Origin of the sequence: Shewanella basaltis, from assembly GCF_023283885.1 — a bacterium.
GTDB classification, from domain to species: Bacteria; Pseudomonadota; Gammaproteobacteria; order Enterobacterales; family Shewanellaceae; genus Shewanella; species Shewanella basaltis.
On record NZ_JAKILA010000021.1, the window covers coordinates 72,209 to 87,905 of the forward strand.

12 protein-coding genes and 1 tRNA gene are annotated in these 15,697 nt (G+C 42.4%); 8 read left to right on the forward strand and 5 right to left on the reverse strand.

Annotated features, from left to right (window positions below):
* Positions 1-293: 293 nt before the first annotated feature.
* Positions 294-1,514, reverse strand: a complete 1,221-nt coding sequence (srmB, locus tag L2703_RS14825; RefSeq protein WP_248971856.1) for an ATP-dependent RNA helicase SrmB — start codon at positions 1,512-1,514, stop codon at positions 294-296.
* Between the two features lie 53 nt (positions 1,515-1,567).
* Positions 1,568-2,314 carry a tRNA1(Val) (adenine(37)-N6)-methyltransferase gene (locus tag L2703_RS14830; protein ID WP_248971857.1) on the reverse strand — a complete coding sequence of 249 codons (747 nt, stop codon included), beginning with the start codon at positions 2,312-2,314 and terminating at the stop codon, positions 1,568-1,570.
* Positions 2,315-2,808: 494 nt separating this feature from the next.
* Here L2703_RS14830 and brnQ point away from each other — a divergent pair, with 494 nt between their 5' ends.
* From brnQ to recJ, 4 genes are all read left to right on the forward strand, one after another.
* A complete protein-coding gene (brnQ, locus tag L2703_RS14835; RefSeq protein WP_248971868.1) occupies positions 2,809-4,119 on the forward strand; it encodes a branched-chain amino acid transport system II carrier protein in 1,311 nt (436 codons plus the stop codon).
* Between the two features lie 109 nt (positions 4,120-4,228).
* Positions 4,229-5,134, forward strand: a complete 906-nt coding sequence (xerD, locus tag L2703_RS14840; RefSeq protein WP_248971858.1) for a site-specific tyrosine recombinase XerD — start codon at positions 4,229-4,231, stop codon at positions 5,132-5,134.
* Positions 5,135-5,260: 126 nt separating this feature from the next.
* Positions 5,261-5,989, forward strand: coding sequence for a bifunctional protein-disulfide isomerase/oxidoreductase DsbC (dsbC, locus tag L2703_RS14845; protein ID WP_248971859.1), 729 nt, complete (start codon positions 5,261-5,263; stop codon positions 5,987-5,989).
* 152 nt (positions 5,990-6,141) lie between these two features.
* The gene (recJ, locus tag L2703_RS14850) at positions 6,142-7,866 is read left to right on the forward strand and encodes a single-stranded-DNA-specific exonuclease RecJ (protein ID WP_248971860.1); all 1,725 of its coding nucleotides are present in this window, start codon (positions 6,142-6,144) and stop codon (positions 7,864-7,866) included.
* A 118-nt stretch (positions 7,867-7,984) separates the two neighbouring features.
* Here the strand turns inward: recJ and L2703_RS14855 are convergent.
* Together L2703_RS14855 and L2703_RS14860 are read right to left on the reverse strand one after the other, a co-directional pair.
* A tRNA-Phe gene (locus tag L2703_RS14855) sits at positions 7,985-8,060 on the reverse strand.
* A 426-nt stretch (positions 8,061-8,486) separates the two neighbouring features.
* The gene (locus L2703_RS14860) at positions 8,487-9,251 is read right to left on the reverse strand and encodes an outer membrane protein assembly factor BamD (protein WP_248971861.1); all 765 of its coding nucleotides are present in this window, start codon (positions 9,249-9,251) and stop codon (positions 8,487-8,489) included.
* Positions 9,252-9,374: 123 nt separating this feature from the next.
* Here L2703_RS14860 and rluD point away from each other — a divergent pair, with 123 nt between their 5' ends.
* The 3 genes from rluD (at position 9,375) to clpB (ending at position 13,815) form a co-directional block, all read left to right on the forward strand.
* Entirely contained in the window at positions 9,375-10,349 is a 975-nt protein-coding gene (rluD, locus tag L2703_RS14865; protein WP_248971862.1) for a 23S rRNA pseudouridine(1911/1915/1917) synthase RluD, read from the forward strand.
* Positions 10,349-11,089, forward strand: a complete 741-nt coding sequence (gene pgeF, locus L2703_RS14870) for a peptidoglycan editing factor PgeF (protein ID WP_248971863.1) — start codon at positions 10,349-10,351, stop codon at positions 11,087-11,089. Before rluD ends, pgeF begins: the two co-directional genes overlap by 1 nt.
* 152 nt (positions 11,090-11,241) lie before the next feature.
* Entirely contained in the window at positions 11,242-13,815 is a 2,574-nt protein-coding gene (clpB, locus tag L2703_RS14875) for an ATP-dependent chaperone ClpB (protein ID WP_248971864.1), read from the forward strand.
* Between the two features lie 76 nt (positions 13,816-13,891).
* Here the strand turns inward: clpB and L2703_RS14880 are convergent, their stop codons facing one another.
* Positions 13,892-14,332 (reverse strand): DUF4124 domain-containing protein, encoded by a 441-nt coding sequence (locus L2703_RS14880; protein WP_248971865.1) that lies wholly within the window; start codon positions 14,330-14,332, stop codon positions 13,892-13,894.
* Positions 14,333-14,430: 98 nt separating this feature from the next.
* On the opposite strand from L2703_RS14880, the gene pssA reads away from it, so the two are divergent.
* On the forward strand, positions 14,431-15,270 hold the full coding sequence (gene pssA / locus L2703_RS14885; RefSeq protein WP_248971866.1) for a CDP-diacylglycerol--serine O-phosphatidyltransferase: 840 nt from the start codon (positions 14,431-14,433) through the stop codon (positions 15,268-15,270).
* Positions 15,271-15,697: the final 427 nt, after the last annotated feature.

Sequence of the window (15,697 nt, forward strand, 5' to 3'; positions counted from 1 at the left end):
ATCGATGTAAATAAAATGTTTCAAGCTTGGGCTTTTATGGGTTTTAGGCAGGAATTTAGCAAATAGGGGCTTAGTGCAAATTTAATGTGGCACTAGGCGTGGATTTTATTGGTATTTGATATAAGTAATCAGGTGCTTAGCATAAGAATATGTTTGAGTGTTTTTTATACTTTCATTTACGTTTCTTTGCAATTTTCGCCGTATAGCGTCTAGTTAAGTGCAATATATGTTTCTTTGGAGACAAAAAAAGCGAATTAATCAGTAATTCGCTTTTTTATAGGGAAATTTAACAATTATTTTTTCTTAAATTTCTTCGATTTTACTTTGGCATCTTTAGCATTCGCTTTTTTCTTGCCTGGTACTTTGGCTTCTTTATGCTTTGGACGAAGCTCTTCAATCACGCGTCGCTTCAACGGGATTTCGATGTATCGTTCAATCTTAGAGACTATTCGCATGTCATGCGCTTCTACCAGTGATATTGCCGTTCCTTTAGCGCCTGCACGTGCTGTACGCCCAATACGATGAACGTATGCATCAGCTGAGCGAGGCATATCAAAGTTGATAACATGAGTGATATCGTCAATGTCGATGCCTCTGGCAGCAACATCTGTGGCAAGTAACACGTTAACTTCGCCTTTAGAAAATTTCCCCAAAGCTTGGAAGCGTTTTTTCTGTTCCATGTCGCCACGCATAAATGCACATGGGATATTGGCTTTAAGCAGTTGGCCTTCTAAACTGGCCACGATTTCACGGGTTTTTACAAACACGATGGCACGTTTAACATTGTCTTGACGTAAAATATGGCATAACAAAGCAAACTTATGGGCATTGTCGTCGGCAAGGTGGATCCACTGGTGAACTTTGGCTTTTTCGCTACGAGGAGATTCTACATCAATCATGACAGGATCGTTTAGGAGCTCACGAGCAAAGCGGTTAACACCATTGCCTTCTAAGGTGGCCGAAAACAACATGTTTTGTTTGCGCCCTTGCGCCTCAATGGCAATAGTTTGCACTACAGATGAAAATCCCATATCGAGCATGCGGTCTGCTTCATCGATAATTAAGATTTCAACTTCAGTAGCATCAAATTTATCTTTATCTAAATATTCCATTAATCGGCCAGGTGTGGCGATTAAGAGATCAATGTTTTCAGCAAGTGCGGCTTCTTGAGGACCATAGGGGACACCACCCGTAATAATGGCAATATTAAAGTCTAGCCCGGTGGCGAGGTGACAAGCATAACGATGTATTTGACTGGCTAATTCGCGTGTCGGTGTCAATACCAATATACGTGCTTGACCTTCAAATCGACGAGGGAAGTCAATAAGATGTTGTAATGCAGGCAGTAAAAAACTGGCTGTTTTACCGGTGCCAGTAGGCGCACGCGCTAAAATATCCTGCTGATCCATGGCCAATGGAATAGTTTGCTGTTGAATTGTGGTAGGGCTGTTGTGTCCCATGGCCTTGAGTGACTCTAATAAGCTAGGGTCGAGCTGGAAATCTTCAAATTGCATGCACTGGTCTCGCTGAAAAATAGTTGAGTATTATAGCTGACCTATTGAGCATGCTAAAGCTTTAAGTAAAAAGGACGGCATAATTCTGTCATGGTTTGGCTGTATTGAGCGGCTTTATTTCGTATGGTCATTTGAAGATATTCTGTTTTATGGCAATTAGCCTCATCTTGCGAGGTTGTTAACGTATGTTGAAGAACCAAAATGGAACGGTTAGCCGGCTTGCCTGGCGTGCTAATAATCTCCAGATGTTTGCTGACAAATAACCCATGCTCATCAAGCTGCCCAATAAAGCTGTTCAAACTTTGTTGCGGCAAAATGATACTGGCATTGCCCTGCGGTGCAAGCAGGCGGCTAATAGCTTGTTGTAATGCGGCAAAAGAGAGGGTGTTGGTGTGTCTTGCGTCTGCTCGGGCACTGTTTTTGGCTTGAGTACCTTGTTCAAAGTAAGGTGGGTTGCAAATGATATGGTCAAATAATGGCGCTGAATGTTGATTATGTTGCTGCTCAAACGCCTGAATGGACCCTTGAAATAATTGAACTTTTGTTGGCCACGGACTATTCGCAATATTTTTTACACAGGCTTGAGCTGCCGCGCTGTCAATTTCTACAGCGGTAATTTTAGTTTGCTCATGACTTCTTTGCGCGGCCATTAAACTGAGTAAACCGCTTCCTGCACCAATATCAAGGATGTTGTCCGATTGTGATAATTCTGCCCAAGCCCCAAGAATGACTGAGTCAGTACTGACGGCCATTCCGCATTGTTGATCATCGATATGGAATTGTTTAAATGTAAAAGGCATAACAACGTGGGCGATACAATAAAGGTAAACATTAATTGGGATGATAATCGCTTTGGTTTGCGATGTCGTCGCTTAAATGCATGAATATGTTTATGGTTGATATTTTGTTAAACAAAAATTAAGTCAATATATCGAGCTGGTTAATCTACATACAATGCCTGTCATTATTTCGCCATTAATAAGTTATTTTTATCATTTTAGCGCCCAATGCTTGTGTGGTTTTGCAATGTTTGATATTAGTTTGGCCGCGTTTAATCATTAAAACTGAGTAAAAAGTCTAATTTAAGCTAATTTGCTAAAGATTTGCTGTGTGGCACTGGCTTTTAAGCTCTTTTTTTCTTGGATTAGTGCAAAATTTATCATTTAAAAGTGTATTTTTAACTTTACAAAAAAATTGGCAGCATTCTGGTCTGAAGTAGCTAAATATGCCGTTTTCAATTAGGTTTGTTAAAAAACATAACAATAAGAAGAGGCGAGTAGTGCAAACAACCAAGATGAGTTTGACCGATACAATAGGGTTAGGATTTATGACCTTTGCGTTTTTTTTAGGCGCAGGCAACTTAATTTTCCCTCCATTTGCAGGCATGTTAGCGGGTGAGAACATGTCGTTTGCTATGCTTGGTTTTTTGATAACCGCAGTGGGCATGCCGTTGATCGGCTTAATTGCGGTTGCAAAAGCAAACGGTAAAGTCATGGCGTTATTGCCTGCGTTTGCTGCCACTGCGTTGGCGATAGCTATTTATATTATAATCGGCCCAGCATTTGCTGCGCCCCGTACTGGTTTAGTGGCATTTGAAATTGGTGCCAGACCATTTATTAGTCACCCTGATGCGTTAATGATGCTGGGCGGTAAAGAGTTTAATATTGCCCAGCTTGTTTACACTTTGGTCTTTTTCTCTATTGTGATGTTTTTGTCGTTATTTCCTGGCAAGTTATTAGATAACGTCGGTAAAGTGTTAACGCCAGTGCTGATATTATTATTGGTCGGTTTAGCCTGTTCGGTGATTATTTTACCTGGTTTCCCTGTCAATCAGCCTGTGGGTGATTATGTCAATAGCCCACTGACCAAAGGGATTATTGAAGGCTACAACACCATGGATACCCTGGCATCGCTGATGTTTGGTATGTTGATTATTGATTTATTGCGTAAAAAAGGCGTAAACGATGCGGCAGATCAAACCAAGTATCTTGTTAGAGCTGCGTTTATTGCCGCTGGTGGGTTGGCATTTGTGTATGTGTCTCTCTTTTATTTGGGCGCTTCAGCGGGTGATTTTGCCATCGGTGCTGATAACGGCGGACAAATACTCACAAACTATGTGACTCATCATTTTGGCAGTACCGGTACGTTAATGTTGTCGGCTGTGGTGACTCTAGCGTGTTTAACCACTGCGGTTGGTTTGGTCACGGCATGTTCTGAATTTTTTAATGAACTGATGCCGAGCTTGTCATATAAGTTACTTGTAGTTGTACTCAGTGTCATTTGTGCCACGGTTGCTAACGTGGGGTTATCGCAGTTAATTAGTATCAGTATTCCTGTGTTGATGACGATTTATCCTGTGGCGATTGCTTTAGTGCTGGTTACGTTTTTAACTGAGCGATTTGCTCGCCCAGCGTTTTCGCATCGGATGATTTTAAGTGTTGCGCTGTTTTTTGGCGTGTTTGACGGGTTACAAACAGCGGGTATGGATATGAGCTTCCTTGATTTTATGCCGTTGCATAAAGAAGGCATGGCTTGGTTACTCCCTACCGCGCTAACCGCTATTGCGTGTGTGTTTATCCCACATAAAACAATGGCAGCAAAATAACCGCAAGCCAGTATAGATTTGGCTTGTATTAAAAAAAGACAAACTTGATAACGACGTTATGATACTTTATCTAACGTCGTTTTTTTTCGTGTTAGATTGAGATTTTATTTTGGTTAAAGCTGCTTACCAACCCAATCCATTGATTAATGAGTTTTTAGATGACTTATGGTCTACAAAAGGCTTAAGCGATAATACCATTGCGTCTTATCGTACCGATTTACAGCATGTAGAGCGTTATGTGTTGTCAACTGGTGGAGATTTATTATCGGTTAATCAAGACACGTTACGTGACTATTTAAGTCTACGTTTTGAGCAGAATTTTGCTAAAAGTAGCACGGCAAGAATGCTCAGTAGTCTTAGGCGCTTTTATGGCTATTTACTGGTCAAAAAATACGTGAACAATAACCCTACAGCATTGATAAAGTCACCTAAGTTAATACGTCATTTACCCGACTCGCTATCAGAAGCGCACGTCGACAGCTTACTTTCTGAGCCTAATAGTGATGATCCGATTGAATGCCGTGATAAAGCGATGCTGGAGTTGCTTTATGCCACGGGGTTAAGGGTGAGTGAGCTTGTGGGGTTGACCATGGAACAAATTAGCTTACGTCAAGGATTGGTGAGGATTATTGGCAAGGGGGGCAAAGAGCGTTTAGTGCCATTGGGTGAATTGGCCATTACTGAAATAGAACACTACATTCGTTTTGCGCGTGTTGAGCTGTTAAATATGAAGCAATCTGATGTGGTATTTCCATCACGTCGAGGGCAAATGATGACCCGACAAACATTTTGGCATCGAATTAAATTGTATGCATCAAGAGCGGGGATCACTTGTCATTTATCGCCACACACACTGCGTCATGCGTTTGCAACTCATTTACTAAACCATGGGGCAGATTTACGGGTTGTTCAATTGCTACTAGGTCACAGTGATTTGTCTACAACACAAATTTATACTCATGTCGCTAAAGTGCGCTTGCAGCAATTGCATAGCCTGCATCATCCTCGTGGTTAGGGCCTGTTGATATCAAATCCTTACATTTAAGAGTTTGAGTATTTGTTGCGTTCATTTAATTAAATCTGTAAGTTTTGCTTACGAAGTCGGGTCTATTCAATCACCCGTGTAATATTAGGAATTATCATGAAGTTAACCACAGCATTTGCCCTCGTTGCCAGCCTTGTTATTGCTCCTACCGTGTTTGCTGCACCAGCAACCGATGTCTCAAATGAATCAGTGTTAAAACAAACCCTAAGCGATACTTTAGGTGTGAATGTGTCGTTGATCCAATCTTCGCCGGTCGATGGCTTATATCAAGTATTTACTGACCGTGGCGTGCTTTATGTGACTAAAGATGGCAGCAAACTATTTCATGGTAATTTATACGACATGAAGCAGGGAATGAAAAACTTAACCGAAGCTGCACTTGCAGGACCTCGTTTAGAGATGCTTAAGCCCATAGAAAAAGACATGTTAGTTTACAAGGCAAAAAATGAAAAACACGTGGTGACTGTGTTTACTGACGTTGATTGTGGTTATTGCCGTAAGTTACATAATCAAATGCAAGGGTATAACGATTTAGGCATTACTGTTCGTTATTTAGCTTACCCTCGAGCGGGTATACCTTCAGCAAACGCTGATGAAATGCAGGCCGTTTGGTGTGCAAAAGATCCGCTTAAAGCCATGACAGAGGCAAAAAATGGTGGCAATGTTAAAGCGGCAAGTTGTGATGTTGATATAAAGAAACAGTATCAGTTGGGCCAATCGTTTGGTATCAATGGCACGCCTGCACTCGTGTTAGAAAACGGGACTATGGTTCCTGGTTATCAATCTCCTGCTGACTTATTACGCACTATTGAAGCAAATTTATAATTCAATATCGTCAAGCGAATATTAACAGCGTAAAATCTTAGGTGAGCTCAGGCTCACCTTTTTATTTTTACCTCAAACACGCTAGTTGGTATAAGTTATCATTTAAGTTATGCACCGTACGAACCCATTCATTGTTAGATTAAGGTTGCCTTTTGTCACATAAAATAGTCCGTCGTCCTCAGGTTGATGATTCACACTTACCCGCCACAATACCGCCATTTTTAAAGCAACTTTATGCGCGTCGAGGTGTGCGGGCGGACGATTGCGAGTTAGCGTTAACTCAGCTATTGCGTCCAGAAACGATGAAGGGCTTGACTGAGGCCGCGGTGTTAGTAGCCGATGCAATTGCGGCAAACAAGTCGATATTAATCGTTGGTGACTTTGATGCAGATGGCGCCACGTCAACCAGTGTATGCATATTAGCGTTGAGAATGATGGGGGCTAAAAACCTTGATTACTTGATCCCCAATCGCTTTGATTATGGTTATGGCTTAAGCCCAGAGATAGTTGCAGTCGCTTATGCTAAAAATGCTGATATGTTAATTACCGTAGACAATGGCATTTCATCTATTGAGGGCGTTGCCGCAGCCAAATTACTTGGCATGCAAGTTGTTGTAACTGATCATCACTTGCCGGGTGCTTCATTGCCTAATGCCGATGTGATTGTGAACCCGAACCAACCTGGGTGTCCCTTTGCCAGTAAGTCGATTGCCGGTGTCGGTGTTGCTTTTTATTTAATGTCGGCACTTAGAGCAGAATTACGTCAACGCAATTGGTACCAGCAACAGGGCATTGCTGAACCTAACCTGGGTAGCTTGCTCGACATTGTTGCTCTGGGCACCGTTGCTGACGTGGTGTCATTAGATGCTAATAACCGTATTCTAGTTAATGCCGGTCTGCAGCGTGTTAGAAGCGGCCGATGCCGAGTGGGGATTACCGCATTACTTGAGGTTGCCAAGCGACGTCCGGAGAAAATTGTCGCCGCCGATTTTGGTTTTGCTGTGGGACCAAGGCTAAATGCGGCAGGAAGATTAGATGAAATGGCGCTTGGGGTTGAGACCCTGTTGTGTGACGACATCATGCTGGCCAGAAGAATGGCTGCTGAGCTTGACGGATTAAATCAAGAGCGCCGTGAACTTGAAACGGGTATGCAGCAAGAAGCACTTAATAGTTTACAAAAAGTGTCGCTTAACGAAGATGACTTGCCTTGGGGGATTGCTATATTTCAAGAAGACTGGCATCAAGGCGTAATTGGTATTCTGGCTTCTCGTATAAAAGATCGCTACCACCGCCCAGTGATTGCATTTGCCGATGCAGGAGAGGGCGAAATTAAAGGCTCTGCTCGTTCAATTAAGGGCTTACACATGCGTGACTTGCTTGAGCGTATAAATAGTCAACACCCAGGAATGATCATCAAATTTGGTGGTCATGCAATGGCGGCGGGGTTATCGCTTAAAGCAGATGCATTTGAACAGTTTAAACGTGTTTATGATAATGCCGTACGAGACATCTTAGATTACGAGCAATTGACCGGTGAGTTATTGTCTGATGGTGAATTATCACCTGAGTTGATAAGTCTTGATACAGCGTTTATTTTGCGTAATGCAGGCCCTTGGGGGCAATCATTTGAAGAGCCACTGTTTGACGGTGTGTTTAAAATTGTTCAGCAGCGTATTGTGGGTGAAAAGCATCTCAAATTACTTGTAGAAACCTTATGCGGCACCTTAATGCTCGATGGTATTGCATTTAATATTGATCTTGCTATTTGGCCCGACGCCACGATTGAGCAAGCAAGGATTGTTTATAAGCTAGATGTGAATGAGTTTCGTGGTAATCAAACAGTCCAGCTAATGGTCGATTACATTGAGCCTATGTAATGAGGGAGGCCGCATTCGTACAAGGATTGGTATTAATAGAACTGAAAACAAAAAGGCCTCGCAATGCGAGGCCTTTTTGTTAATCTTTTATTAGTCGCGTTAGCCACCAATGTAAATATGGTGCCCGAACCCGGAATCGAACCAGGGACACGAGGATTTTCAATCCTCTGCTCTACCGACTGAGCTATTCGGGCGACGGACGCAATTTAAAGGGTTTTGGCCTGTTGAGTCAACTTGTTTTTACCATTTATCTTAAAAAACGATTCGTTTGAACGTATTTTGCCCGTATCGGCGTAAATTTATTCATTTTGTTTATGACGAATCATGATTGAATGCGAGCTATTTTAGTCGCCGTTTAGTTGCATAACGTCATTTGAAACCATAATTGGAGCAGAAGTGCGAAATTAGCAACGTGATCTTCTTTAGGCGCTGTTGCTGAGCGCACTATGCCCTCAAAACGCTGTCGCGAATTGTGTACTAATAATGTTCGCTAAATAGCGCGCTCATGCGGATTTGTATCACTGCCCACAAGTTAGTTTCGCACTTAAAAAGTACTTTGCTCTTTTTACATCTATAAAAAAACGCTCCGAAGAGCGTTAGTTTAATGCAATGATAGATAATCACTCGTTCGTGAGAATGTCATTGTTAGGGAAGTTTGCTCGCATCACCATTTTTATGTGCTTTTGGAGCTTTTCTTGACCTAGTTCGCCGTAAGCTTCAGACATGATTTCTAATGCTCGTTCGGTTGCAGGCGTCCCCGGGAATTTTTCCATAACCGTTTGCGCACGAACTGCTGCTGCACTCCATGCGTTCATTTTGATATAATATTCGGCTACCTGAATAGAATACTGTGCTAAACGGTTTTTCAAATACTGCATACGATGTTGCGCATCGGCGGCGTACTTACTGTTTGGGTAAGATTTAATTAAGCGATCAAAGTCTTTAAATGCATCTTGTGCATTTTTAGGATCACGATCAGTACGATCGATGTTCATTAAATCGTGAAATAAATAACTATCTGCCTGCATATTGGTTAAACCACGCATATAATGCACGTAATCAATATTCGGATGCGTTGGATTGAGGCGTAAAAAGCGGTCAATGTTGGCAATTCCAGAGGCAGCATCATCCATTTTGTAATACGCATAAATCAAGTCTAATTGCACTTGGGTTTTGTGCGGGCCAAAAGGATAACGAGAGTCTAATGCTTCAAGTGAACGTACGGCTTTAGAGTAATTTCCTAACTCCATTGATGTTCTTGCTTGAGAATAGAGCTGATCAGGAGATGCTTTTCTTGTAAATTCATCTTCTTCTGGACTGCTACTACAGGCTGTTAAAGCCAGTGAGAGTAATACTAGGGCGGCACCTTGGGCAATTTTATACATACTTGAATTCAATTCTTTTTAAGTTGTTGTTAAGAATTTTTCCATTTCACGGTAAAATAGAAAACATCCGATTGTAACAGATAGCACATTCACTTTGGACCCCTAAACTGGGGTACGGTTCCTATGACACAAGAGATTAATCTAAAAAGCGAGATCACAGCAACACAAACCGGTCTAAGATTAGACCAAGCATTAGCTGGTTTGTTCCCTGATTACTCGCGCACACGCATCAAGGAATGGATCCTATCTGGTGCAGTTACTGTTGACGGTATCACAGTTGATAAGCCTCGGGAAAAGGTTTTCGAGTCTCAATTGATAGAAGTTGCAGCCACACTTGAAGAAGAAGTGCGTGCGAAGGCACAAGCTATCGATTTAAATATTGTTTATGAAGATGACCATATCATTGTTGTTAATAAGCAAGCAGGTCTAGTTGTGCATCCTGGTGCTGGTAATGCTGACGGCACATTGATGAATGCCTTATTACATCATTGCCCAGACATTGAACATGTCCCAAGAGCCGGTATCGTGCACCGTTTAGACAAAGACACAACGGGGTTAATGGTCGTAGCCAAAACCGTTGAGGCGCAAACTCATTTGGTTGCAGCATTGCAAGCACGTGACATTGTACGTGAATATGAAGCGATTGTGCTCGGTACCATGACTGCGGGTGGCACAGTGGATGAGCCGATTGAACGTCATGCTACAAGACGGACACAAATGGCGGTGATTCATGGGGGGCGTCCGTCAGTGACACATTACCGTGTGGCTGAAAAGTTCCGCGCCCATACGCGTTTGCGTTTACGCCTAGAAACCGGCCGTACTCATCAAATTCGTGTACACATGGCGCACATTGGTCATGTATTGGTTGGCGATCCTGTTTATGGTGGCCGCCCAAGACCCCCTAAAAATGCCAGCCCAGAATTTTTTGAATTACTCAAAAGCTTTAACCGCCAGGCATTACATGCGGTGCGTTTAGAGTTAGCGCATCCATTTACCTGCGAAATCATGACCTGGCATGCGCCAATTCCTGATGACATGGTTGAGCTGACCAAAGCCTTGCGTGCTGATACGCAATTAAATCCTATCGAGTATTTATAATGCTCCAGCACGATTGGCCTTTACCTGATAATGTCGCAATAGCGATGACAGATCGACATGGCGGATGCAGTTTAGCGCCATTTGACAGTTTAAATTTAGGGTTACATGTTGGCGATAATCAACAACATGTTTTGGCTAATCGTGCTTCTTTACGCGAGCGATTATCTTTACCTGCTGAACCACTATGGCTTGAACAGGTGCATGGTGTAGAAGTGGTGAATATGGCGCATCTACAACTGAGTGAATCGCCCAGTGATTTACCTATTAAAGCCGATGCAAGTTATAGCAATAAAGCCGGTGATGTTTGCGCTGTGATGACAGCAGACTGTTTACCTGTATTGTTGTGCAATCAACAAGGTACTGAAATTGCAGCAGCACATGCTGGTTGGCGTGGGTTGTGTGCTGGCATTATTGAACAAACCGTTGCACTATTTAACACACCAACAACTGAGCTTATGGCTTATTTAGGCCCTGCAATTGGGCCACAGACTTTTGAGGTCGGGGCAGAGGTGCGGGAGGCTTTTATACAAAAACACCCTTATGCTGAACAATATTTTACGGCACATAACAATAAGTACCTTGCCGATTTGCCAGGCCTTGCGACGTTCCGTTTGTTACAAATGGGCGTGTCACAAGTGTTTAATGCCAACGTGTGTACCTTTTCTCATTCTGATTATTTTTCTTACCGTCGCGATCATCACACTGGCCGTATGGCATCGCTTATTTGGTTAAAATCTTAACGAACTTGCCAAGTTCAAAAAACGAACAATTTTTTGATCTAGATTAAGTTTTAAGCTTGAATTTAAAATTATCGCCCCCATCTTTAAAGTAACAAATTATTCATTTCTGAATTAATTTCCCATTACATAAGTATCAGATCCTAGGAGGTTATATGAGACTCGATCGTATGACTAATAAGTTTCAAATTGCCATTTCTGATGCCCAATCATTAGCCTTGGGGCGCGATCATCAATTTATCGAACCCACTCACTTAATGATGGCGCTACTCAATCAAGATTCTGGCTCTATTCATCCATTATTAACCCAAGCTGGCATTCGTGTTAGCGCGCTTCGTTCTGCCGTGACCCAGGAGTTGGAGCGTTTACCACAAGTTGATGGTACTGGTGGCGATGTTCAATTGTCTCAAGGATTAATCCGTCTACTGAATTTATGCGACAAGCTCGCCCAAAAACGTAAAGACAAATACATCTCGTCTGAATTGTTTGTGTTAGCGGCACTTGAAAACAACGATGCACTGTCAAAAGCGTTAAAAGAGTCGGGTGCCAGCAAAGAACTCATGGAAAAAACCATTGAGGACATGCGTGGAGGTCAAAAAGTTGATGATCCAAATGCAGAAGATCAGCGCCAAGCGTTAAAAAAGTTTACCGTTGATTTAACCGAGCGTGCCGAGCAGGGCAAACTGGATCCTGTGATTGGTCGTGACGATGAAATTCGCCGCACCATTCAGGTGTTGCAGCGCCGGAGTAAAAACAACCCTGTGTTAATCGGTGAGCCAGGCGTAGGTAAAACAGCCATTGTTGAAGGGCTGGCGCAACGGATCATTAATGGTGAGGTGCCAGAGGGCATTAAAAACAAGCGAGTGTTATCACTCGACATGGGCTCGCTTATTGCTGGCGCAAAATATCGCGGTGAGTTTGAAGAACGTTTAAAAGCAGTATTAAACGAGTTGTCACAAGAAGAAGGGCAGGTCATCTTGTTTATTGATGAACTGCACACCATGGTGGGCGCCGGTAAAGGTGAAGGTGCCATGGATGCTGGCAACATGCTAAAGCCTGCGTTAGCCCGTGGTGACTTACATTGTGTTGGCGCCACAACGTTAGATGAGTATCGTCAATACATTGAAAAAGATGCAGCACTTGAGCGCCGTTTCCAAAAAGTGATTGTTGATGAGCCTAGTGTTGAAGACACTATCGCTATTTTACGTGGTTTAAAAGAGCGTTACGAATTGCATCATCATGTTGAAATAACCGATCCTGCCATTGTTGCCGCAGCAACCATGTCACATCGTTATATTTCAGACAGAAAATTACCCGACAAAGCTATCGACTTAATTGACGAAGCGGCATCGAGCATTCGTATGCAAATCGACTCTAAGCCAGAGGCGTTGGACAAATTAGAGCGTCGTGCGATTCAGTTAAAGCTTGAAGAGCAAGCGCTCAGTAAAGAAACCGACGACGCCAGCCGTAAACGTTTAGACTTTTTACAACAAGAGTTGAAAGAAGTGGAAAGCCACGCAGCTGAGCTCAATGAGATTTGGCATACTGAAAAAGCCGCTCTTGCAGGTACGCAGCATATCAAAGCGGATCTTGAGCAAGCTCGCCTCGATTTAGAGGTGGCAAGACGTGCCGGCGATTTAACTCGCATGTCCGAATTGCAGTATGGAAGGATCCCTGAGCTTGAAAAGCAGCTCGATTTAGCGTCACAAGCTGAAATGCAAGATATGACCTTATTACGCAATAAGGTTACCGATATCGAAATTGCAGAAGTGTTATCAAAAGCAACAGGCATTCCCGTTTCAAAAATGCTTGAAGGTGAGCGCGAAAAACTCTTGCACATGGAAGATGCATTACACGAACGGGTTATTGGTCAACATGAAGCCGTCGATGCAGTATCAAATGCCATTCGTCGTAGCCGTGCAGGGCTTGCAGATCCACAGCGCCCTATAGGTTCATTTTTGTTCCTTGGGCCAACCGGTGTCGGTAAAACAGAGCTTTGTAAATCACTGGCTAAGTTTTTGTTTGATACCGAATCGGCATTGGTGCGCATCGATATGTCAGAGTTTATGGAAAAGCACACTGTGTCACGCCTAGTCGGTGCACCTCCTGGATATGTCGGGTATGAAGAGGGCGGCTATCTAACAGAAGCGGTTCGTCGTAAACCGTATTCAGTTATTTTACTTGATGAAGTTGAAAAAGCGCATCCCGATGTGTTTAACATTTTACTGCAAGTGTTAGATGACGGCAGGTTAACTGATGGTCAAGGCCGTACGGTTGACTTTAAAAATACCGTCATCATCATGACATCTAACTTAGGTTCAGATCGTATCCAAGAAAGCTTTGGTCACGCCAGTTATGATGAAATGAAACAAAGCGTGATGGAGGTGGTGATGCAAAACTTCCGTCCAGAGTTTTTAAACCGTGTCGATGAATCTGTGGTGTTCCATCCATTGGATGCCGAGAACATTAAACATATTGCAAGCATTCAGCTTGAGCTATTGCGTAAGCGGTTGGCTGAGAAAGAGTTTGATATTCAGTTAACTGATGCGGCGTTATCGCTAATCGCAGAAGCCGGTTTCGACCCTGTTTATGGTGCGCGTCCATTAAAACGTGCCCTACAGCAAGAAGTTGAAAACCCATTGGCGCAAAAACTCCTTCGCGGACAATTGCTGCCAGGTAAAATGATTAACGTCGATGTGGTTAATGGTCAGTTAGTGTTTGAGCAATAATCACGAATCATAAAAGCAATAAAACGAAAAGGGAGCTGATGCTCCCTTTTCATTTTTTAACAATCTACATTTTAGGTTACTTACAAAACAATTTAACCCGTTCTGTGTTTTCGGCAATTGCAGCTTGTCTTTGTTCTTCGGTCATCTTTGAGGTGTCACCGGTTTGTTTATTTTGTTGACTAAGATTAGTGTGCGTTTTTAACACATTTAAACTGTGTTTAGCGCTTTCACAAATGTCGTTTGCCTGCTGTTTATCTTTTTCATTAATGATTTTTGCAGACTTGGCCAGTTCAGACTCCTCAGGCTTTTGCTCCGTTTTTCTTTGTGGAGTGCTCGTCCCTATTTTTGCCGGTTCCATGTCTTCTGTATAAATCTTTTTGGCATCAACATCTTTTGGTGGTTGTTGGCTGTAATGCACAACGCCTGATTTATCTACCCAGGTATAAATGGTCGCAGCATATAATGAACTGCTAAAAACGATGATGGTTAAACTAATAACTAAACGAAAAATTCCCATGTGAGTTCCCAAGGCTAAAATGACGCTATGCTTGATTGTTCCAAAATATGCTATCTTGAGTATAAATCCAACATCTAAAGCAATAATGTTTAAAGTGTATGCAAAATTCATCCAATCAAACAGTAAAAAATAAAGGTATTTACTTATTACCTAACTTATTTACCACAGCAGGGCTCTTTTCAGGGTTCTATGCCGTGATTTCATCTATGAATGGTCATTTTGAATCAGCTGCGATAGCCATTTTTATTGCGATGATTTGTGATGGACTCGATGGAAGAGTCGCAAGGCTGACAAATACCCAAAGCGATTTCGGTGCCGAATACGATAGCATGGCAGACATGGTGTCGTTTGGGATGGCCCCTGCAATATTAGTTTATAACTGGGCTTTGCAAGATTTAGGTAAAATAGGATGGCTCGCGGCATTTATCTATTGTGCATCTGCTGCACTCAGACTTGCCCGATTTAACACGCAAGTCGGTGTTGCCGATAAACGTTTTTTCCAAGGTTTAGCAAGTCCTGCTGCGGCAGCGTTAATAGCAGGAAGTATTTGGAGCGGCAGTGAATACGAAATTGATCCAACAAATATCAGTTATATCGTTGCTTTTGTCACCGCCTTAACCGGCCTATTAATGGTGAGTAATTTTAGATACCACTCATTTAAAGAAGTCGATTGGCGCGGTAGAGTTAATTTCATCGTCATGCTACTACTGGTTGGTGTATTTGTTGTTGTTTCTGTCGAACCGGCGATTATTTTGTGCCTAGGATTTTATCTCTATGCCTTATCAGGACCTTTTATCACAATTAAGACCATCAAAAAATTAAAAGTTGAACATATTGTAGGAGATGAGCCTATCGTGGCAGATAACACAGAACTCCAGCAAGAAACACATGATCGCGAAGATACCTCTCAAAACACATCAACAAAAGATAATGTGTAATAGTATCTTGGCCAAACCAATATCAGTCAGTATTAATCCATCTTATTATAAGTTACGCCATTCACCAGATGGCGTTGCTTTTTTTAACGATGCTGAGTTGCCAACTCAGCATTGTATAGGCGCTTAATCGCAATCATTACCCTATCAATACTTATTATCTACCTAAAACCAACTAAAACTTGCAGCCCCGAACTGCAGTTAGTGATAGTCAATTTTAAAAACTATGCATTGAAGTTACATTTATGTTGTGTTTTTAAACGACATAGACGTGTTTTGTTTAAATAGCGCCCACTTGAACTGTTTTTAGATAAAACCGTTAAAAAAGGGGTTGCACTAAATCTTTTGCTGCCTATAATGCGCATCCACTGACACGGCAGACAGCGAAAGCAGTCACCGAGTGAGTTGAACCAAGTGCTTCAAAACACAA

Bases quoted from the DNA above. Each gene is read 5' to 3' on its own strand.
- srmB (WP_248971856.1), bottom strand. From the start codon at position 1,514: ATGCAATTTGAAGATTTCCAGCTCGACCCTAGCTTATTAGAGTCACTC.
- L2703_RS14830 (WP_248971857.1), bottom strand. From the start codon at position 2,314: ATGCCTTTTACATTTAAACAATTCCATATCGATGATCAACAATGCGGA.
- brnQ (WP_248971868.1), top strand. From the start codon at position 2,809: ATGAGTTTGACCGATACAATAGGGTTAGGATTTATGACCTTTGCGTTT.
- dsbC (WP_248971859.1), top strand. From the start codon at position 5,261: ATGAAGTTAACCACAGCATTTGCCCTCGTTGCCAGCCTTGTTATTGCT.
- L2703_RS14860 (WP_248971861.1), bottom strand. From the start codon at position 9,251: ATGTATAAAATTGCCCAAGGTGCCGCCCTAGTATTACTCTCACTGGCT.
- rluD (WP_248971862.1), top strand. From the start codon at position 9,375: ATGACACAAGAGATTAATCTAAAAAGCGAGATCACAGCAACACAAACC.
- pgeF (WP_248971863.1), top strand. From the start codon at position 10,349: ATGCTCCAGCACGATTGGCCTTTACCTGATAATGTCGCAATAGCGATG.
- clpB (WP_248971864.1), top strand. From the start codon at position 11,242: ATGAGACTCGATCGTATGACTAATAAGTTTCAAATTGCCATTTCTGAT.
- L2703_RS14880 (WP_248971865.1), bottom strand. From the start codon at position 14,332: ATGGGAATTTTTCGTTTAGTTATTAGTTTAACCATCATCGTTTTTAGC.
- pssA (WP_248971866.1), top strand. From the start codon at position 14,431: ATGCAAAATTCATCCAATCAAACAGTAAAAAATAAAGGTATTTACTTA.